Here is a 19976-nt window from a genome sequence, read left to right on the forward strand (position 1 = left end):
GCGCGGCGCTTATCCTTTCGGCGGCCGAACCGGGAGCCGCCGATCTGACGTGCAAGTCTTGCGCGCGTCAGCTCTTTTCGAGTTCGAACGCGTCGTGGAGCGACTGGACGGCCAGTTCCATGTACTTGCGGTCCACAAGCACCGAGATCTTGATCTCGGAGGTGGTGATGACCTTGATGTTTATGCCTTCGCGCGCCAGCACGTCGAACATCTTGGCGGCGATCCCGGCCTGCGAGCGCATGCCGATGCCGACGATGGAAACCTTGGCCACATCCGTATCGGCGACGATCTCGCGGTAGTTGATGTCGCCGCGCTCCTTGGCCGAGGTGAGCGCCTTCTCGGCGCGCGCGACCTGGTTGGTGGGGCAGGAGAAGGTCATGTCCGTGCGACCCTCTTCCGAGATGTTCTGAACGATCATGTCCACGTTCACGCCGGCTTCGGACAGCGGGGTGAAGATCGCGCTTGCAATGCCGGGGCGGTCGGCCACCGAGATCAGGGTCATTTTGGCTTCATCGCGGCTGTAGGCCACGCCGGAGACGGCATTCTGTTCCACGATTTCCTCCTCGTCGCAGACCAGCGTGCCTGCATTGGGGTCATATTCTTCGAAAGACGACAAGACGCGCAGCTTCACCTTGTAGCGCATGGCGAGTTCGACCGAGCGGGTCTGAAGCACCTTGGCACCGAGGGAGGCCAATTCCAGCATCTCCTCGAAGGCGATCTTGTCGAGTTTGCGGGCCTTGTCCTCGATCCGGGGGTCGGTGGTGTAGACACCATCCACATCCGTATAGATGTCGCAACGCTCCGCGCCGAAGGCAGCGGCAAAGGCGACGGCGGTCGTATCGGACCCGCCGCGGCCCAGCGTGGTGACGCGGTTTTCCGGCGACAGGCCCTGAAACCCGGCCACCACCGCGACCTTGAAGCCTTCGCCGAACTTGGCGTTGATGTTGTCGGTCGGGATGTCTTCGATCCGGGCGGCGGAATGCGCGGAGGTCGTGCGCACCGGCACTTGCCAGCCCTGCCAGGAGCGTGCGGGGATTTCCATTTCCTGAAGCCGGAGCGCCATGAGGCCGGCGGTCACGATCTCACCGGAGGCCACGACGGCGTCGTATTCGCGGGCGTCGTAGAGCGGCGAGGTTTCCTCGACCCAGCCGACGAGTTCGTTGGTCTTGCCGGACATGGCCGAGACGATGACGATCACGTCGTAACCGTTCGCAACCTCGCGCGCGACGCGTTTGGCAGCGCGGGCGATGCGGTCCAGCGTGGCGACGGAGGTGCCGCCGAATTTCATCACCAGAAGCGGCATGAGCGCCTTATCCCTCGGGTCTTTTCACGTTCCGCGCCTCATACGGCGCGGCTCGGCAAAGGGCAAGAGGGCGCGTAGAGCGGCCTATTGCGCGGCGAGCGTGCTGTTGTCCGAGAGGCCCGGAAAGTGCCGTTCCATCCACGGGAAATACCGGAATGCCCCGACGATCTCTTCATCAGTCAGAAAGGCGCCTTTCTGTTTCGCGAAGCTGTCGTTCAGTCCGTGGACCGCGCGAAGGTAGAAGGGGCGGCGGTGGCTGACCATGAACGAAGGATGCCGCTCACCGATCTTGCGATGGCTGGTGAGATAGGGATTTCGCGACGACGATGCGGGGCCCACCAGCGCGAGGCCGAGGTTGGTATAGGGCACGTACCGATGTGCGAGCCACGAAATCCGGCCCGCTTCGATCCCGAGCGTGTAGCCACGTGGAAAGGTTATGAAGCTGTAGGGCGCATCGTTCAGCGGGTCGCGGCGCGCGATTTGCGCATAGCCGCGCAAGGCGGCCACGAAATCGGCCGATACCGCGTCGTCGTCATCCAGCACCACCTGCGTGATGACGTCGTCGCCATATGTCTTCACCACGGCGTCCTTGAGGAACCGCCCCGCCTTGCCTTCGGGCCGGAACATGACGCGGGCGCGTTTGGCGCCGAGCGTGTCGATGACGAGCTCGCGCAGGCGGGTTTGCCAGGTCTTCGGCATCAGGGTCGAGGACAGGACCATGTGGTTGAAATCGGGATCGGTCTGGCCCTTGAGGCTTTCCAGCGTGATCTGTTCGAAATAGGTCATCCGCTGCTCGAGGCGGTCATCGTCGAACAGCAGGCCGGGGTCGGCGGCGTGGCTGGATTTCCAGCCCGACTGGCCAAAAAACGAAAACCGGGTTTCGAAAAGGATGGTCATGCGCGCAATTTAGCAGGTCGCGCGGGTCTGAAAAGCTTGGGGCGCGAAAAATTCGTTTCAATTCGCCTTGGCGCGGGGCGTGAAGGGCAGGGGCGCGACGGGAATGCCGTCTTCCAGGAGCGCGATGGCGTCTTTCGGCTTCGCCTCGCCGTAGATCGACCGCTCCGGGGCGGAGCCTTCGTGCATGGCGCGGGCTTCCTTCACGAAGTTCACGCCGACATAATCGCTTTCCGCCTCGACCTTGGCCTTGAGTGCCGCGATCTTGCGCTCGGTGTCGTCCTGCGGGGCGAGCGGGCGCGGGGTTTCGCCGCGCCCCTTGGCCACCTGCGGGGCCATCAGGGACTTGTCCACTGAGGTCGAGCCGCAGTGCGGACATTCCACGCGGCCAGTGCCCGCCAGCGCGTCGAATGCGCTTGCGGATTGGAACCAGCTTTCGAAATCATGCCCTTCGGCACATTTCAACGCGTAGCGGATCATCGGTGCAACCTATCACAATAGAGTTGCACTTTATCTAAGCATTGCAGGGGGTTTGGCAAGCTGGGTCAGATCGCGCGCGGATCGAATTGTTTGACGATGTCGCGAAGGCCACGATCCGAGAGCAGGCGCGCGGCCTTTTTCTGGCTGACCCATTTCCGTTTGCGTTGACCCTTTTCGGGCCAGTTGCGCAGAACCTTGTCGACCCGCACGGGGAACACGGCAGCGACCACTGGATAGCGCACGCCATCGTGTGTTTTCGTATAGGTGTAGAAGCCCAGCACGTTGTCGATGGCGACGCCTTTGACGCCCGCTTCCTCATAGGCTTCGGTCGCGGCGGCCTCGGCGGGTGTCGACATGTGCATCGGCCAGCCTTTGGGAAGGATCCAGCGCCCGGTCGCGCGAGACGTGACCATCAGCACCTGGGGTTTGCCGTCCTTGATCCGGTAGGGCAGCGCGCAGAATTGCGTGCGCACGTCGCGCTTCCCTGCGTTTTTCAGCCGAAAGGCCGGTTGTCTGATCGACACGGGTTTCATCCTGCTCGGAGCCTGACCGTTCCTTACAACTTAACGGTGACATCCGGTAAATCAAACGCTATCCGGCGCAGGACCGCCAATCAGGCGCGCTTGCCTGCGAATTCTGCCTGCCAGCCTTCGCGCTCCTCGTCGGAAATCTTGGCAAACAGCACGTCGGGCACGGTGAAGGCGTGGCCTTCGGGCAAAACAGAGAGCGCGGCTTTGACATCGTCGGGCCAGCCCGTGTCCATCGTGTTCATTCCGGAGAGCATTTTTGCGGCGGCGGTCGGGATGAACGGGGCGGAGAGCACTGCATAGACACGGATCAGGTTCAGCATAAGTCGGATGATCGCGGCGGCGCGGTCCGGGTCTTCCTTGAACACCGACCACGGCGCGGCTTCTTGCAGGTACTCGTTGCCGACGGCCCAGATCGCGCGAAGCTCCTGTGCGGCCTTGCGGACTTCGATGGCGTCCATGTGCTTTTCGTAGGTGCGGATGCGGGCGGTCAGGTCGGCGATGAGCGCGGTCTCGGCCTCGCCCAGATCACCGCCGGACGGCACCTCTTCTCCGAACTTGGAGCGGCAGAACTTGGTGACGCGCGAGACGAAGTTGCCCAACACGTCCGCGAGATCCTTGTTCACCGAGCTTTGGAAGTGCTCCCAGGTGAACTCGCTGTCCGAGCTTTCGGGCGCATGGCGCAGGAGCCACCAGCGCCAGTAGTCGGCGGGCAGGATGTCGAGTGCCTGATCCATGAACACGCCGCGGCCCTGCGAGGTCGAGAATTGGCCGCCGTCGTAGTTCAGGTAGTTGAACGACTTGATATAGTCGACGAGCTTCCACGGCTCGTTCGACCCCATGATCGTCGCGGGAAAGCCAAGCGTGTGGAAGGGCACGTTGTCCTTGCCCATGAATTGCACATAGCGAACATCGTCGGCACCTTTATCGGTCCGCCACCAGCGTTCCCATGCAGTATCCCCACCTTTGGTCGCTTCGGCCCATTCGGCGGTCGCGGCGATGTATTCGATCGGCGCGTCGAACCAGACGTAGAAGACCTTGCCTTCCATCCCCGGCCAGTCCTCATCCCCGCGCTTCACGGGGATCCCCCAGTCGAGGTCGCGGGTGATGCCGCGATCCTGAAGCCCGTCGCCGTCGTTGAGCCATTTCTTCGCGATCGACGTCGTCAGGACCGGCCAGTCCGATTTCGAGTCGATCCAGTCGTTCAGCTTGTCGCGCATGGCGGATTGCTTGAGGAACAGGTGCTTGGTTTCGCGCACTTCCAGATCGGTCGAGCCAGAAATCTGCGAACGCGGGTTGATGAGGTCCGTCGGGTCGAGCTGCTTCGTGCAGTTTTCGCACTGGTCGCCGCGGGCGTTCTCGTATCCGCAGTTGGGGCATGTGCCTTCGATATAGCGGTCGGGGAGGAAACGGCCATCGGCGATGGAATAGACCTGTTTCTCCGAGACCTCCTCAATCAGTCCGGCCTCATAGAGCTTGCCCGCGAAATGCTGGGTCAGCGCGTGGTTCTGCGGCGAGGAGGAGCGTCCGAAATGGTCGAAGGAGAGGCCGAAGCCACGGGCGAGATCGGCCTGCACCTCGTGCATCCGGGCGCAATAGGCCGCGACCTCTTCGCCGGTCTTCGCGGCGGCAAGTTCGGCGGGGGTGCCGTGTTCGTCGGTCGCGCAGATGAACATCACTTCGTTGCCGCGCGCGCGCTGGAAGCGGGCGTAGAGATCGGCGGGAAGCTGGGAGCCGACGAGGTTCCCAAGATGCTTGATGCCGTTGATATAGGGCAGGGCCGAGGTGATGAGGATGCGCGACATGGGTCTTCCTTGGTGTCTTTGCGCCCTGTTACCTCAAGCGTGGCGCGGGTGCCAGATGTAAGCACCCGCGCCGAGGGTGTTACTGCGCGGTGTAGCCGCCATCGACCAGGTGATAGGACCCTGTGATGAAGCTCGCGCGATCGGAGAGCAGGAAGGCCACGAGGGCGGCCACCTCTTCGGGTTTACCCATGCGCCCGAGCGCGTGCATGCCGGCAAGCGCCTTTTGCGTTTCGTCATCGAGATTCGCGTCCACCAGTGGCGTGTGGATGAAGCCCGGACCCACCGCGTTCACGCGCACGCCCTGCGCGGCATATTCCAGCGCCGCCGATTTGGTCAGCCCGACAACGCCGTGTTTGGCAGCGACATAGGCCGAGCTGTTGGCGATGCCGACAGAGCCGAGGATCGACGCGATGTTGACGATGGAGCCGCCGCCGGCCTCGATCATTTCCGGGATCGCGGAGCGGATGCCATAGAACACGCCATCGAGGTTCACGCGCATCAGGTTGTGCCAGCCATCGGGCGTGTTTTCCGCGACCGGCGCCTGTTCGCCCCCGATGCCGGCGTTGTTGACGAGGAGGTGAACCGCTCCGGTCCTGTTCTTCGCGAAGGCGACCATCTTCTCGACCACCGCGCTGTCGCCCACGTCGCCCGCGAACGCGATGGCTTTGCCGCCGGCCTTTTCGACCTCGGCCACCTTGGTGTCGGCGTCTTCCTGTTTCAGGTCGGCTACGATCACGGTCGCGCCGGATGCGGCGAGTTCGTCGACGATGGCCGCCCCGATACCCGAGGCCCCGCCGGTCACGATGGCTGTTTTTCCGTCAAATCTGAGGTCCATATCGTCCTCCTTTCCTTGTTTGAAAGGGATGTAATCACTCACCTCAGGCCTTGGAGGGGCGATCACGCACAGATGACGTGCAACTCAGACCACGAGGATCAGGGCGACGATGGAGACGACCAGAAGCGCCATGCCGACAAGCTCGCGCGACGTGATGCGGTCGCGGAACACCACCCACGACAGGAGCAGCGAATAGACCAGTTCGACCTGCCCGAGTGCGCGGACGTAAGCTGCGTTCTGAAGCGCGAAGGCGAAGAACCAGCCCATCGACCCGGCGATGCCGGTGACGCCCACAAGCCCGGTGGTGCGCCAGCGGGCGAGGACACGGGTGATCTCGCCGGGTTCCGCTATGCGCAGGTAGGCGAGCATGGCGAGGGTCTGGAACGTGGTTGCGGCGGCGAGGGTGACGAGGGCCCGCAGGAGCGCGCTGTCGGCGGCGACCTGAAGCGTGGCCCCACGGTAGCCGATGGCGGCGAGGCCGAAGAGCGCGCCCGCCGCGAGGCCCAGACCCGAGGCGCGGTTTACGAGCGCGAGACGCCCGCCGCCGGTCTTCCACGACAGAAGCAGCACCCCCGCCACGCCGACAAGGATCGCTGCGAGACCGGATGGTGAGATCGCTTCGCCCAGAAGGACCAGCGAGAAAAGGGCGACGAGCAGGGTTTCGGACTTGGTGAACGCGATGCCAACAGCGAAGTTGCGGGCTGAAAACAGCGCGACCGTCGCCATGGTTGCCACGATCTGCGCCAGCCCGCCCGCGCAGGCGAAGGCCCAGAAGCGCGGGGGCAGGGGCGGGAGTGCTGTGTCGGTGGATGCGATCAGGGTGAGCGCGGCGAGGAGCGCGATCGGCGCACCGAACAGGAACCGTGAAAAGGTTGCGCCGCCCGGAGAAAGCCCCGTCGCGCCGAGCGATTTCTGGAGCGCGAAACGCAGGGTCTGCACCGCGCCCGCGACGAGCGCGACGACGACCCAAAGCTCGATCATCGCAGTTGGCTCAGGTCGTAGCCGTTCCAGTCGAGGATATCGCGCACCGCCTTGGCGCGATCGGCGGGCAGCGCTGCGCGACGGTCGAGCACGATGGCGGGTGCGCCGGACCTCGTTCCCAGAACCGCCGTACGGTCGTCGGCGTCGATCCACAGCAGGAACAGGGGTTCGAGGAAGGTCGAGAGCGTGAGCCGACCCGTGGGGCCAAGGCTGCCGCGCCCGACCCCGTCCGGCCCGGTCACGATCAGCCCGCCGTCTGGAGAGGCGGTGATCGACCAACTGCCGCCCGGAGTTCGCCCGATTGCGGCGACTTCGATCCAGTCGCCTGTCAGACGGGTGTCGGCCACCCCGACGACCGCGTTCATCGTGACGTCGGTGTCGCGCACCCCGCGCGGGGTCGGGGCGCAGGAGGCGAGGGCGATCAGGGTGCAGAAAAGAAGGGCGACACGCATGTCGCCCTTCTAGGTCGCGCCGTGAGTGGTTGGAAGTGTTATTGCGCGATGAGCATCAGTTCAGACAGGTCGTAGCCGTTCTGCCGCAGGACCGATTGCGCCTTGTCCAACTGGCTCTGGCGGATCTGGGGTGTGCGGGACAGGACCCAGCCGTAGCGCCCGGTGGGTTCGCCGACCACGGCCAAGTCATAGCCGTCATCGACGTAGAGCACCCAGTAATCGCCCTTGGCGACGCCCGGGAGCCAACGGACGAAATCGACCTCGAACTTGCCGGGGCCGACCTTGACCGCTTCGGCGCTGCGGGATCTGCCGCCGGCGCAGGCGTTCAGGACCTCGACGGTGCCGTCCGCGTTCTGCGAATATGTGGCGGTCGGGGCCTGACATCCGCGTTCGAACGTGTTGGGGTAGCGCGCCACCTCGTACCATTTGCCGAGATAGCTTTGCAGGTCGATCTCCTGCGTCTTCATCGGCACGGAGGTGTCACGGTACTCGGCGCTGGCCGGGGTGGAGAGCAGCGCGAGGGCTGCGAGGGCTGCAAATGGTTTGGTCGGGCGCATGGGGCGTCTCCTGTGTGTCTGGAGGCTTTACGCTCGCGGCGCCCGACCGGATCAAACGGCTCAGAACGGCATGGGGTGGGCCTTGTGCGCGGTCGCGATCTCGCCCAGCACCTCGTCCGAAAGTGTCATGTCCTGTGCGCCAAGCGCCCGTTCGAGCTGGTCGAGCGAGGTGGCGCCGAAAATCGCCGAGCCCATGAAGGGGCGGGAGGTGCAGAAGGCGAGCGCCAGATGCACCGGGTCCAGCCCGTGTTTCTCGGCGATGTCGAGATAGGCCTGTGTCGCGGGCCAGAGCCGGTCGGTCACGCGGCCGCCCAGATTGCTGACGATGGACATGCGCGACCCTTCGGGCACTTTCGTGCCGCCGTGGTACTTGCCGGTCAGGATGCCAGCGGCGAGGGGAGAATAGGCCAGGAGCTTCACGTCTTCCTGCACGCAAAGCTCGGCGAGGTCGAGGTCGAAGATCCGGCACAGGAGCGAGTATTCGTTTTGGATTGAAATGACGCGCGGCCCGCCTGCTTCTTCGGCCAATTGTTGAAATTTCGCGACGCCCCAGGCGGTGTCGTTCGACACGCCGAAATGCCGGATCTTGCCCTGGGCCACCAGATCGGTGAGCGCCTCCATGACGTCACGCAGCTCGTCGACCGTCTTGGCCGGGTCCTGACTGGACGGATCATATTTCCAGTATTGCCGGAAGTGGTAAGACCCGCGTTGCGGCCAGTGAAGTTGATAGATGTCGATGTAATCGGTCTGAAGCCGGGTCAGGCTGTCTTCGACTGTCTGGCGGATGATGGCGCCGGAATAGCCCTCTTCGCGGACGGTGGGCGAAGGGCCGGTGACCTTGGATGCGATCACCACGTCATCGCGTTTGCCACGGCCCGCGAGCCATGTGCCGATGATTTTTTCGGTATTGCCAACCCGTTCGGAGGTGAGTGGATTGGTCGGATACATTTCGGCGGTGTCGATAAAGTTGACACCGTGATCCAGCGCCATGTCCATCTGCGCGTGGCCTTCGGCCTCGGTGTTCTGGGTGCCCCATGTCATCGAGCCGAGGCACAATTCCGAAACGGTGAGCGCTCCGCCCGCCAATGTGTTCATCCGCATATCAATCTCCCGCGTGTGGTTGCGCGCAACCTGCCGCGTCGGGGCGGGAATGAAAAGAGGCGGGCCGGGTGAAAATCGCTTGAGAACATTTGGCGAACATCTATCATGGCCTCATGCATCACGCGCTTTTGGACAGACGCCCCTACAGGGAGGCGAAAGGGGTGACCTTTCTCAACCGGCTCACGCTTGCGCAGGGGCGGGTGCACGAGGGCTGCGGACCTGCGCGCCATACCTTCGCGATGATCGTGGCGCGGGCGATGGAAGGGCCGGTGTTCTGGCTTCGCCCCGGTTGGGAGGCGGGGGCGCTGCATGGGCCGGGGATGGCGGCGTTCATCGACCCCGGACGCGTGACCTTCGTGGCCGCCGAACGGGCGCAGGAGCTTCTGTGGACGATGGAAGAGGTGCTGCGCGCGGGCGTGGTGCCCTTGGTCGTGGCCGAACTGCCGGGGCCGCCCGCGCTGACCCCGATGCGGCGAATGCAACTGGCCTGCGAGGCAGGCGGGGGCCGGGCGCTGGGCCTTGTGCTGACGCCGGAAGGCAGTGCGCCGGGGGCGGAAAGCCGCTGGTCGATGACACCGGATCACGGGGTGGAACCGGGCTGGCACCTTGCCCGCGAACGGGCCCGTGATGCCGCTCCGCATAACTGGCGTGTGGGGCGCGTGGGGCAGGAATTCAGGCTCGGAGCGCAGCCGGCCGAGGCGGATTAGCGATTTGGCAAGACCCACGCTCTAGGGTGTCCGCACGGCGTGACAAAATGAGTGAATGTCAATGAACAAGCTACTGGTTTGGTTGGGAAATCTTCGAATCGCGATCAAGCTTCAGATGATCATGGCGGGGTCGGGTGTGCTCGCGGTCCTGGCGCTGTCGACCTTTGGATTCACCACCGCGCGCTACAACGTGTTGCAGGAAGCGCAAGCGCGGCTGGAAGCGAGCTCCCAAGGCCCGCGGTTTCGGCTTCAGGACCTTCTGAAGCAGGTCGACGCAGACCTTATCGCCATGACGCAACAGGATGGCGTCGTGCGGGCTTTGCAGGAATTTTCTGCGGCTTTTCAGGAATTTGCCTCTCCGGAAGAGACCCTTCAGGCCGTCTATATTGACGACAATCCCCATCCGATGGGCGAAAAGAACGCGCTGGTTTCGCCCGGCACCGGGACGACCTATGACGTGGTCCACGCACGCCACCATCCGGGCTTCGACGCTCGGCTGAGGCAAATGGGATATTACGACATCTTCCTGTTCGATGCGGACGGAAACCTCGTGTACACGGTGTTCAAGGAACGCGACTATGCGACCAATCTGGTTACAGGTGAATGGCGCGACACCGACCTGGGGCGCGCGTTCCGCACGGCGATTGACCGGTCCGAGAGCGACCCGACCACGTTTCTCGATTTCGCCCCCTATGAGCCTTCGGCGAATGCTCCGGCGGCTTTCGTATCGCGTCCGGTATTCGACAGATCCGGGGCAAAATTCGGCGTACTCGCGATCCAGATGCCGATTGGCAAGATAAATGCGGCTCTCGAGACCGGGGGACAGGGTGTCGATGGCGCCCGGAGCTACGTCACCGGTGCCGACGGGCTGTTGCGCAACGATATTTCGGGCGATGGACAGGACCACATCTTGTCGACCCGCATCGAAAACCCCGCGACACTTGCGGCGCAGGCCGGAGACACCGGGGTTGTAGCGTTTCGCGACGAAGAGGGCCGCAAAGTACTGGGGGCCTTCGCACCCGTCGAGTTTCTGGGGACGCGCTGGTCGGTCGTGACCGAGCAACCGAAATCCGCGATGCTGGCGCACTTGCGGATCATGGGGATCGCCTTCCTCGTGATGGGAGCCCTAGTGATCACTGGTGCTCTCGTGATCGCGCGGATCTTCTCGAACGGCATTTCGCGCCCGATCGCGGCGGTAAAGGACGCGATGACTGCGATCGGCGCAGGGGATTACGAGCAGACGCTCGACGTCGGGGACCGTGGCGACGAAATCGGAGAGATGGCCAGGCAACTGGTCGCGATGCGCGACTCGCTTGCCCGAGCGCGCACCGAACGGCAGCAGGCGGAGGCCGACAAGCTGGAAGCCGCGGAGCGGGAACGTCAGCGTGACCTCGACGAAGCCGAACGCAAGCGAAAGGCGATGGCCGAGGAGCTCGAACAGCGAGAGCGCATCCGCGCAGAACGCGAAGCCGAAGAAGACCGCGCCGCCCTTGAGCGGGAGCGGCAGGCCGAAGAGCTTGCCCAGGTCGTCCGGAACCTCGCGAAATCGCTGAAAAGCATGGCGAATGGTGATCTGGACGTGGAGATCAGCGAATTCTTCGCCGAGGAATACAAACCCTTGCGATTGGATTTCAACGAGGCGGTGGCGGGGCTTCGCGACATCGTGGCGGCGATCTCGCTCAGCACCAATTCGATCAACGGCAACGTGGCCGAGATTTCAAATGCAGCGACCGAACTGGCCAAGCGCACCGAAAGCTCGGCCGCGTCCATCGCTCAGACGTCCGAGACGATGCGCCAGATGAGCGGACTGGTCGAGCAGACGACACATGGCATGGGCGAGGTCCGCGATGCGACTCGCGAAACAGCGGACCGGACGCGCGCCAGTCTGAAGGGCGTCGAGGAAACGGAAGCGGCCATGTTCGAAATCGAACGCGCCTCGGACGAGATCGGCAAGATCATCGAGGTCATCGACGACATCGCGTTCCAGACCAATCTCCTCGCGCTCAATGCAGGCGTCGAGGCCGCGCGGGCAGGCGAGGCCGGGCGAGGCTTCGCGGTCGTGGCATCGGAAGTGCGTGCTCTTGCACAACGGGCAACGGAATCTGCGGGCGAGATCAACAAGCTGATTTCTAACAGCCGCGACCAGGTGAAAAGCGGCGTTGCGCTGGTGCGGCAGAACGGAACCAATCTTGCCGATATCACCGATGGCGTGATGCGGATCGCCAACCAGATCGACGATTTGTCCGAACAGGCTGTCGAACAGAAAAACGGGATCGAAGAGGTCAATATCGCCATGAGCCAACTCGACGGCGCGACGCAGCATAATGCGGCGATGTTCGAGGAAACCACCGCGGCGACCCAGGCGCTCGCAAGCTTGGTCGGGGAATTGTTCACGCTCGTCGGTCGGTTCCAGGGCTGGGGCGATGGAGGCCACGAGATGGACATGGACGTGACCCGACGCATCGCCTGACGCGAGACTCGTCGACGCGAAAGGGCCCGAACATGCGTCCGGGCCCCTTGCGATGGATCATTCCCTTGCGCGGCTGAGACGTGCGCGCATGGCGGCGGTATCAGGCCGCCTTCGCCGCGTTGCCCCCGAAGCGTCCGTAGAACGTCTCGCCTTTCGCGGCGAGGTCGCGCAGGAGGTCGGGACAAGCGAAGCGTTCACCATGGGTTTCGGTCAGGTGGTCGCAGATCTCGACGGCCTTCTCGGCCCCGATCATGTCGAGCCAGGAAAGCGGCCCGCCCGTCCATGGCGCGAAGCCCCAGCCAAGGATCGCACCCACGTCGCCTTCGCGAATGTCCATGAGCACGTTTTCCTCGAGCGCGCGCACGGCCTCGAGCACCTGCGCCATCATCAGGCGATGCTGCACCTCGGTCAGCTCTGGCTGATCGTCGGCGGCCGGATACTTGTCCTTCACGACGTCGGCATAACCCTGTCGCTTGCCTTTCTCGTCGTAATCGTAGAACCCGGCGCCCGATTTCCGGCCCAGCCGGCCGTCGTCATACATCCAGAACATGATTTCGTCCGTGGCGTCGTCGTAGGCATCGCCCATCGCGGCCTTGGTCGCCTTGGCAATTTTCACGCCGAGGTCGATGGAAGTTTCATCCACGAGCTGGAGCGGCCCGACCGGGAAACCCAGAAGCCGCGCGGCGTTGTCGATCAGCGGAAGTTCCACACCCTCGGTCACCATGCGCACCCCTTCGTTGATGTAGGGGATGATACAGCGGTTGGCGTAGAAGAAGCGCGCGTCGTTCACCACGATCGGCGTCTTGCGGATCTGGCGCACGTAGTCGAGCGCCTTGGCCGTGGCACGGTCACCGGGTTCGGCCCCCTTGATGATCTCGACCAGAAGCATCTTTTCGACCGGCGAGAAGAAGTGAATGCCGATGAACTGATCCGGGCGTGAGGATGCCTTGGCCAGATCGGTGATCGGGAGCGTCGAGGTGTTGGTGGCGAAGATGCAGTCCTCGGGGATCACGGCTTCGACCGCCTTGGTCACTTCGGCCTTGATGCCGGGATCTTCGAACACGGCCTCGATGATGAGGTCGGCATCCTTGAGCGCATCGTAATCCGTGGTCGCGGTGATCCGACCCAGAACCTCGTCCTTCTTCTCGGGCGTGGTTTTCTTCTTCTTGATGCCCGCGTCCAGATAGCTCTCGGTATAGGCTTTGCCCTTGTCCGCGGCCTCCTGTTTCTGGTCGATCAGCACCACCTCGATTCCGGCCTGCGCCGAGACGAGCGCGATGCCCGCGCCCATCATGCCAGCACCAAGCACGCCGAGTTTCTTGACCCGCTGGTCGGCCACGCCTTCGGGACGGACCGCGCCTTTTTCCAACGCTTCCTTGTTGATGAACAGCGAGCGGATCATGGCGCCCGAGGAGGGGTCCATGATGACCTTGGTGAACCAGCGCGCCTCGATCTTGAGCGCGGTGTCGAAGGGCACCTGCATGCCTTCGTAAACCGCAGACAACATGGCTTTAGGCGCCGGAAAGGCACCCCAGGTGTTGCCCATGATCATGGCGTTGGCGCCTACCATGGTCTGAAAGCCAGCCGGGTGATAGGGCGCGCCGCCGGGGATCTTGTAGCCCTTTGCGTCCCAGGGTTTCACGAGGTCCGCGTCTTTCGCGTCCAACACCCAAGCCTTTGCCGCAGCGACCGGATCGTCGGCCACTTCGTCGATGATGCCCGCTTTCACCGCCTGTTCGGGCGAAGACATTTTGGCCTGGAGCAGGAAGGGCGAGGCCCCCATGACGCCCAGCTTGCGCACGAGCCGCGTGGTGCCGCCCATGCCGGGGAAGATGCCGACCTGAATCTCGGGCAGGCCGATCTTGGCCTTGGGATTGGGCGCGGCGAATATACGGTGACAGGCGAGGGGCAGTTCGAGCCCGATGCCGAGCGCGGTGCCGGGAAGTGCCGCGGCAACCGGTTTGCCGCCCTTCTGGGTCTTGGGGTCCATGCCCGCGAGTTCCAGCTTGCGGAGCATCTGGTGGCCGCGCATGGTGCCTTCGAACACACCCTCGGCGCCGTTTTCCTTGAATTCGGCGAGGATGTTGAGGTCCATGCCTCCCGCGAAGGTGTCCTTGCCCGAGGTGATGACGATGCCCTTCACGCTGTCATCCGACAGCGCCTCTTCGGACAGCTTCTCCAGCTCTTCGATGCCCTGAAGCGTGAGCACGTTCATGGACCGGTTGGGCAGGTCCCAGGTGATTACTGCGACGCCGTCGGCGTCTTTTTCCATGGTGAATTCAGCCATTGGTCAAACTCCTTACACGCGCTCGATGATGGTGGCCGCGCCCATGCCCGAGGCGACGCAGAGGGTGGCGAGGCCGACTTCCTTGTCGGTGCGCTCCATCTCGTCGAGCAGGGTGCCGATGATGATCGCGCCGGACGCCCCGAGCGGATGGCCCATGGCGATGGCGCCGCCGTTCACGTTGACCTTGGAATGGTCGACGTCGAAGGCTTGCATGAAGCGAAGGACGACGGCCGAGAAGGCTTCGTTCACCTCGAACAGGTCGATGTCGGAAATCGACATGCCGGACGTCTCGAGAATGCGCTGGGTCGCGGGGACCGGGCCGGTGAGCATGATGGTCGGATCGGTGCCGATCTTGGCCGTTGCGCGGATGCGGGCGCGGGGTTTCAGCCCGTGCTTCTCACCAAATTCCTTGGAGCCGACGAGCACGGCGGCAGAGCCATCGACGATGCCCGACGAGTTGCCCGCGTGGTGGACGTGGTTGATCTTCTCCAGATGCGGGTATTTGAGCTTCGCGACCTTGTCAAAGCCGGGCATGACCTCGCCCAGATCCTTGAAGGCTGGTTTCAGCGCGCCCAATGCCTGCATGTCGGTGCCGCGACGGATGTATTCGTCGTGGTCGAGGATCGGGAGGCCGTTCACGTCACGGATCGTGACGAGCGACTTGTCGAAACGGCCATCGTCAACGGCTTCGGCGGCGCGACGCTGGCTTTCCACGGCGAGTTCGTCGACATCGTCACGGGTGAAACCGTACTCGGTCGCGATGATGTCGGCGGCGATGCCCTGTGGCACGAAATACTGGTCCATCGCGACGGTCGGATCGACCGCGACGGCGGCCCCGTCCGACCCCATGGCGACGCGGGACATCATCTCGATCCCGCCTGCGATATAGGCTTCGCCGCCACCCCCGGCGACCTGGTTGGCCGCGAGGTTCACGGCTTCCATGCCTGAGGCGCAGAAGCGGTTGATCGACAGGCCCGGAATGCGCTCGTCGAGATCGGAGGCGAGCACGGTGGTGCGGGCAAGGCAGCCGCCCTGTTCGAACGCCTGTGTCGCGTTGCCCCAGATCACGTCTTCGACGGCGTGGCCTTCGAGACCCGAGCGCTCCTTGATCGCGTTCAGCATCTGCTTGCCAAGCGACACGGCGGTCACTTCGTGCAAGGAGCCGTCCTTGCGGCCCTTGCCGCGCGGAGAACGCACGGCGTCATAGATATATGCGTCAGCCATATCTTGTCCTTTCTACGGGGTCAGGCCCGGTCGGCGGGCGAGCCGGGCATCAGGTCGTAGGGGTGTTTCCACCCCGGCGTTTGCGAAATGCGTTCGAGCCACCGGGCGACCGCCGGGAATTCCTCGGCGTCGTAGCCGAAGGGCTCGGGGTAGAAGAGGTAGGAACAGCAGGACATGTCGGCCATCGTGAGCCCGTCGCCGACGAGCCAGTCACGCTGCGAGAGTTCTCCGTCCAAAACCTTTAGGGCGCCTTTGACGCGGCCGGTGTTGAAGGCGATCACGTCGTCGTTGCGATGCTTTTCGGGCAGGAAGTTCGTCAGGAACCGGGTCATGCCGAATTGCGACGAGCCCTTGTGGTTGTCCCAGAACTGCCAACGCAGGATTTCACGCTCTTCCTCGGGCGTCTTGCCGCCGAATTTGCCGGTTTTCTCGACGATCCAGTGTTGGATGACACCGGATTGGGTGAGCTTCAGATCTCCGTCGATCAGGATCGGTGCTTCGCCCATCGCGTTCAGCGCGCGGTATTCCGGGCTGCGGGCTTCACCGTTGAAGAAATCGACATAGACCGGCTCCCACTCGATGCCGGAAAGTTCGAGCGGCAGGGCCGCTTTGTAGGAATTGCCGCTTTCACCGAAGCAGTAGAGTTTCACAGACATCGCGTCCTCCCAGTCGCCGTGACCGGAGGCGGTGCCCCCGGACCCCCTGTATGTTTTCGAACCGGAGAAGGGGCGGGGGCGGCCCTCTCCGGTGTCCGTTCATCGGGTCAGGGCAGGCGGACGCCTTCGAAATCCGGGTAGACCGCCTTGACCATGTTGTATTGCTGGTCCGCTTCGATCCGGACGAGATACCACCCGTCGCCGTCCTGGAAGACGAGCGTCTGGCTGCGGAGCGTCTTTTGCGACTGCTCCGGCGGCGTGATCTTGGTCACGGTCGGGATGAAAGCGTAGGGCGTGCCGTCGGGGGTGTCGCCGGTCTTCATCTGCCGCACGTTCATGGAGAACGCGTCGATTTTGATGTCGGACATGAAGATGCCCATCTGCTTCGCCATCGTCTGTTTCAACTCGGCGCCGGTCATTCCGCCCATCTGGTCGGCCATGTAATCGACGAGCTTGGGCGGCAGGATCTGCACGATCCGGTCGTAATCGCCCGAGGTATATGCGGATGCGAAATTGTTGACCGTGGTTTCCACCGCGGCGCGGTCGTTCTGGTCAAAGGCCATCGCGCCCGCGGGCAGCGTGGCGATCAGGGCGGCGGCAATCAGACGTTTCATCTTTCCTCCTCAGCGTTTGCGCGCGTCGAGTTCCGAATTGAAAAGGCGCAGACGGTGGGTCAGGGCCTCGTGATCGGTGACGCTGTCGAAATGTTCGAACAGGAAGGACAGAGCCTCGCCTTCGTCCAGCCCCGCTTCGCGAGCGAAGCGTTTGAGGCGCCGGTAGCCGTCTTCGGTCATGGCGGCCGGGAACCTTCGGGTCAGGCGGAACGGTTTGGGCATCTGGCTCTGTCCTCCCTTTCGTCGATCAGAACGCCTCGGCGTCCAGCGCCATCACCGGGTCCGCGCCGGAGGTGATCCGGGCGAGGTGCATGGAGATCGCTGGGAGCTGCCGCTTCATGTAGTAGCGGCCCGTGGCGAGCTTCGTTTCATAGAACGCCGCGTCCCCCGTGCCTTCGTCAAGGGCTGCCTGTGCCGCCACGGCCATGCGCGCCCACATGTAGCCCAAGGCCACGTGGCCGAACATGGTCATGAAATCATAGGAGCCCGCGAGCGCGTGGTTCGGGTTCTTCATACCGTTCTGCATGAAGAACATGGCGGCTTCCTGAAGCTCTTTCGACCCCTGTTTCAGCGGATCGAGGAAATCGGCCTTCAAGGCTTCGTTACCCTCGTGCTCTTTCGTGAAGCTCTTGACCAGGTCGAAGAAGGCCATGACGTGCTTGCCGCTGTCGGTGGCGAGCTTTCGGCCGACGAGGTCGAGCGCCTGGATGCCGTTGGCACCTTCGTAGATCATCGCGATCCGGGCGTCGCGGGTGAACTGCGACATGCCCCATTCCTCGATGTAGCCGTGACCGCCGTAGACTTGCTGCGCGAGAACCGCGTTCTCGAAGCCCTTGTCGGTGAGGAAGCCCTTCACGACCGGGATCAGAAGCGACACGAGGCCCTCGGCGTCCGCATCATCTTGGCGGTGCGAACGGTCGATGAGCTCGGCCGCCCAGAGCACCAGCGCGCGGCCACCTTCGACGAAAGATTTCTGATCCATCAACGAGCGACGGATGTCGGGGTGCACGATCAGCGGATCGGCCGGCTTGTCGGGGTATTCCGCCCCGGTCACGGCGCGGCCCTGAAGCCGGTCCTTGGCATAGTCGAGCGCGTTCTGATAGGCGACGACCGCCTGGCTCAGGCCCTGAACGCCGACGCCGAGACGTGCCTCGTTCATCATGGTGAACATGGCGCGCATGCCCTTGTGTTCCTGACCCAGCAGGTAGCCGGTCGCCTCGTCATAGTTCATGACGCAGGTGGCGTTTCCGTGGATCCCCATCTTCTCTTCGAGCGCGCCGACAGAGACGCCGTTGCGTTCACCCAGCGAGCCGTCGTCGTTGACGAGGAACTTGGGCACGATGAAGAGCGAGATACCTTTCACGCCATCGGGGCCGCCCGGAATTTTCGCGAGGACAAGGTGGATGACGTTGTCCGACATGTCGTGATCGCCGGCGGAGATGAAGATCTTCTGCCCGGAAATCTTGTAGGTTCCATCGTCCTGCGGCTCGGCTTTCGTGCGCATGAGGCCCAGATCGGTCCCGCAATGCGGCTCGGTCAGGTTCATGGTGCCGGTCCAGTCGCAGGTGACCATGTTCGGCAGGTAGGTCTGTTTCTGCTCGTCCGTCCCGTGGGCATGGATCGCGGAATAGGCGCCGTGGGTCAGGCCCTGATACATCATGAAGGCCATACCGGCGGACGAGAAGATCTCGCCCGTCGCGGAGCCCATGATCGTCGGCATGCCCTGACCGCCGTATTCCGGGTCACAGTCGAGACCGGGCCAGCCGCCTTCCTTGAGTTGCTCGAACGCGTCCTTGAAGCCGGTGGGCGTGCGCACGACACCGTTTTCCAGCGTGCAGCCTTCCTTGTCGCCGACCGCGTTCAGGGGCGCGATCACTTCGGAGGCGATTTTGCCGGCCTCTTCGAGGATGGCGGAGGTGAAGGACGGATCAAGTTCGTCGTAACCCGGAATGTCGCTCGCATCGACCTTGAACAGGTCGTGGAGCAGGAAGGCCATGTCACGGGTATCAGCGGTGTAGCTCGGCATTTTCTCTCCCTAAGCGTCGTAAGGCGGTGCCTGTTGAATTAGTGGGTCGTCGGTCGGGGCCGCTTATTGCGCGGCCTCGTCCTGTTCCATCGATTTGAGCATCCGCCGACCCCAGTCGAGCTGGTCGGACAGGTCACGGATCGCTTCGTCGAGTTCTTCGCGCTGGGCCTTGAGCTCGTCGAGATGGGTCTCGGCAAGGTCGATGGTGCGCGTGTATTGCGTTATCTGCTGGTCGCCCACGTGATAGAGGTCGAGCAGTTGGCGGATTTCCTCGAGTGGAAAGCCGAACCGCTTGCCGCGCAGAATGAGTTTGAGACGGGCGCGATCAGAGCGCGTGAACAGGCGTTTCTGGCCCTCACGCACGGGCGACAGAAGTTCTTTCTGTTCGTAAAAGCGCAGGGTGCGGGCGGTGACGCCGAACTGATCGCACATCTCGCGAATGGTCATCAGATCGTCAGACATGAATTTCTCCGGTTGGTTGCCGTGATCCCATGTAGGGCGGTCCGGAGCGGAATTCAGCAAAAGATTACGTTAACGTCAACGTAACGTGACGTAACGAGGTGCGTAGCCCTGTTTTGCGGCCTGAAATACAGGTCGTGATCCCGGAAATTCGTCAGTCGGGCGGGAATCAGGCGCTATTCGATGGTCCGAGCGACCTGATCGCGCAGGTCCTTGAGCTCGTCTCGCGCCTCTTGCAGTTCGGCGATCTGCTTGTCGAGGACGGAAAGCTGTTCGGTCGCATTGCGCACCCAGGTCTGATTCTGCGCCTCGGACCCTTGCTCGTCATAGATGAGAAGGAACTGGCGGCAATCCTCGAGCGAAAAGCCGAAGCGACGACCGCGCATGATGAGCGTCATCCGTGCAACCTCGCGCGAGGTGTACCAACGTGTGCGGCCTTCTTTTTCGGGTTCGAGAAGCTCGATGTATTCGTAATAGCGAAGCGTGCGCGGCGTTACGTCGAACTTGTCGCACATCTCCTTGAAGGACAGCCGATCGGTTTTGACGTCGTTCATCGTATCTTTCATCTCTCCAGCCCTACGCAGTCTAACCCTGTTCG

At 63.2% G+C, this 19976-nt stretch carries 20 protein-coding genes; 2 read left to right on the forward strand and 18 right to left on the reverse strand.

Annotation, left to right across the window (positions count from 1 at the left end):
* Nucleotides 1–67 precede the first annotated feature (67 nt).
* The 10 genes from KJP28_RS07470 to KJP28_RS07515 all read right to left on the reverse strand — a co-directional run bounded on the left by KJP28_RS07470 (nt 68) and on the right by KJP28_RS07515 (nt 8935).
* Entirely contained in the window at nt 68–1303 is a 1236-nt protein-coding gene (locus KJP28_RS07470) for an aspartate kinase (protein WP_218391942.1), read from the reverse strand.
* A gap of 84 nt (nt 1304–1387) precedes the next feature.
* A complete protein-coding gene (locus KJP28_RS07475; RefSeq protein WP_218391943.1) occupies nt 1388–2200 on the reverse strand; it encodes a glycosyltransferase in 813 nt (270 codons plus the stop codon).
* A 57-nt stretch (nt 2201–2257) separates the two neighbouring features.
* Nucleotides 2258–2677: a DUF1178 family protein gene (locus KJP28_RS07480; protein ID WP_218391944.1), complete on the reverse strand. Its 420-nt coding sequence runs from the start codon at nt 2675–2677 to the stop codon at nt 2258–2260.
* A gap of 65 nt (nt 2678–2742) precedes the next feature.
* Nucleotides 2743–3210: an NUDIX hydrolase gene (locus KJP28_RS07485; protein ID WP_218391945.1), complete on the reverse strand. Its 468-nt coding sequence runs from the start codon at nt 3208–3210 to the stop codon at nt 2743–2745.
* 80 nt (nt 3211–3290) lie between these two features.
* Complete coding sequence (metG, locus tag KJP28_RS07490) at nt 3291–5009, reverse strand: methionine--tRNA ligase (RefSeq protein ID WP_218391946.1); 1719 nt, start codon at nt 5007–5009, stop codon at nt 3291–3293.
* A 79-nt stretch (nt 5010–5088) separates the two neighbouring features.
* Nucleotides 5089–5844 carry an SDR family NAD(P)-dependent oxidoreductase gene (locus KJP28_RS07495; RefSeq protein WP_218391947.1) on the reverse strand — a complete coding sequence of 252 codons (756 nt, stop codon included), beginning with the start codon at nt 5842–5844 and terminating at the stop codon, nt 5089–5091.
* A gap of 84 nt (nt 5845–5928) precedes the next feature.
* Nucleotides 5929–6825, reverse strand: a complete 897-nt coding sequence (locus tag KJP28_RS07500; protein WP_218391948.1) for a DMT family transporter — start codon at nt 6823–6825, stop codon at nt 5929–5931.
* Nucleotides 6822–7277, reverse strand: coding sequence for a lipocalin/fatty-acid binding family protein (locus KJP28_RS07505; protein WP_218391949.1), 456 nt, complete (start codon nt 7275–7277; stop codon nt 6822–6824). Before KJP28_RS07505 ends, KJP28_RS07500 begins: the two co-directional genes overlap by 4 nt.
* A gap of 38 nt (nt 7278–7315) precedes the next feature.
* Nucleotides 7316–7834, reverse strand: coding sequence for a lipocalin family protein (locus KJP28_RS07510; protein ID WP_218391950.1), 519 nt, complete (start codon nt 7832–7834; stop codon nt 7316–7318).
* Between the two features lie 60 nt (nt 7835–7894).
* The gene (locus KJP28_RS07515) at nt 7895–8935 is read right to left on the reverse strand and encodes an aldo/keto reductase (RefSeq protein WP_218391951.1); all 1041 of its coding nucleotides are present in this window, start codon (nt 8933–8935) and stop codon (nt 7895–7897) included.
* Between the two features lie 161 nt (nt 8936–9096).
* Here KJP28_RS07515 and KJP28_RS07520 point away from each other — a divergent pair, with 161 nt between their 5' ends.
* Both KJP28_RS07520 and KJP28_RS07525 read left to right on the forward strand, forming a co-directional pair.
* Nucleotides 9097–9642 (forward strand): ImuA family protein, encoded by a 546-nt coding sequence (locus KJP28_RS07520; RefSeq protein WP_336245313.1) that lies wholly within the window; start codon nt 9097–9099, stop codon nt 9640–9642.
* 61 nt (nt 9643–9703) lie between these two features.
* Nucleotides 9704–12112, forward strand: a complete 2409-nt coding sequence (locus KJP28_RS07525; RefSeq protein WP_218391952.1) for a methyl-accepting chemotaxis protein — start codon at nt 9704–9706, stop codon at nt 12110–12112.
* A 100-nt stretch (nt 12113–12212) separates the two neighbouring features.
* Here the strand turns inward: KJP28_RS07525 and KJP28_RS07530 are convergent, their stop codons facing one another.
* The 8 genes from KJP28_RS07530 to KJP28_RS07565 form a co-directional block, all read right to left on the reverse strand.
* On the reverse strand, nt 12213–14399 hold the full coding sequence (locus KJP28_RS07530) for a 3-hydroxyacyl-CoA dehydrogenase NAD-binding domain-containing protein (protein ID WP_218391953.1): 2187 nt from the start codon (nt 14397–14399) through the stop codon (nt 12213–12215).
* 12 nt (nt 14400–14411) lie between these two features.
* Nucleotides 14412–15623, reverse strand: coding sequence for an acetyl-CoA C-acetyltransferase (locus KJP28_RS07535; protein ID WP_218391954.1), 1212 nt, complete (start codon nt 15621–15623; stop codon nt 14412–14414).
* A 20-nt stretch (nt 15624–15643) separates the two neighbouring features.
* Nucleotides 15644–16279 (reverse strand): glutathione S-transferase family protein, encoded by a 636-nt coding sequence (locus KJP28_RS07540; RefSeq protein ID WP_218391955.1) that lies wholly within the window; start codon nt 16277–16279, stop codon nt 15644–15646.
* 107 nt (nt 16280–16386) lie between these two features.
* Nucleotides 16387–16893 (reverse strand): hypothetical protein, encoded by a 507-nt coding sequence (locus KJP28_RS07545; RefSeq protein WP_218391956.1) that lies wholly within the window; start codon nt 16891–16893, stop codon nt 16387–16389.
* A gap of 9 nt (nt 16894–16902) precedes the next feature.
* Nucleotides 16903–17115 carry a hypothetical protein gene (locus KJP28_RS07550; protein ID WP_218391957.1) on the reverse strand — a complete coding sequence of 71 codons (213 nt, stop codon included), beginning with the start codon at nt 17113–17115 and terminating at the stop codon, nt 16903–16905.
* 25 nt (nt 17116–17140) lie between these two features.
* On the reverse strand, nt 17141–18919 hold the full coding sequence (locus KJP28_RS07555) for an acyl-CoA dehydrogenase C-terminal domain-containing protein (RefSeq protein ID WP_218391958.1): 1779 nt from the start codon (nt 18917–18919) through the stop codon (nt 17141–17143).
* A 63-nt stretch (nt 18920–18982) separates the two neighbouring features.
* Nucleotides 18983–19381 carry a MerR family transcriptional regulator gene (locus KJP28_RS07560; protein ID WP_218391959.1) on the reverse strand — a complete coding sequence of 133 codons (399 nt, stop codon included), beginning with the start codon at nt 19379–19381 and terminating at the stop codon, nt 18983–18985.
* Nucleotides 19382–19554: 173 nt separating this feature from the next.
* Nucleotides 19555–19932, reverse strand: a complete 378-nt coding sequence (locus KJP28_RS07565; RefSeq protein WP_218391960.1) for a MerR family transcriptional regulator — start codon at nt 19930–19932, stop codon at nt 19555–19557.
* Nucleotides 19933–19976: the final 44 nt, after the last annotated feature.

Source organism: Maritimibacter dapengensis, from assembly GCF_019218265.1.
Classification (GTDB): domain Bacteria; phylum Pseudomonadota; class Alphaproteobacteria; order Rhodobacterales; family Rhodobacteraceae; genus Maritimibacter; species Maritimibacter dapengensis.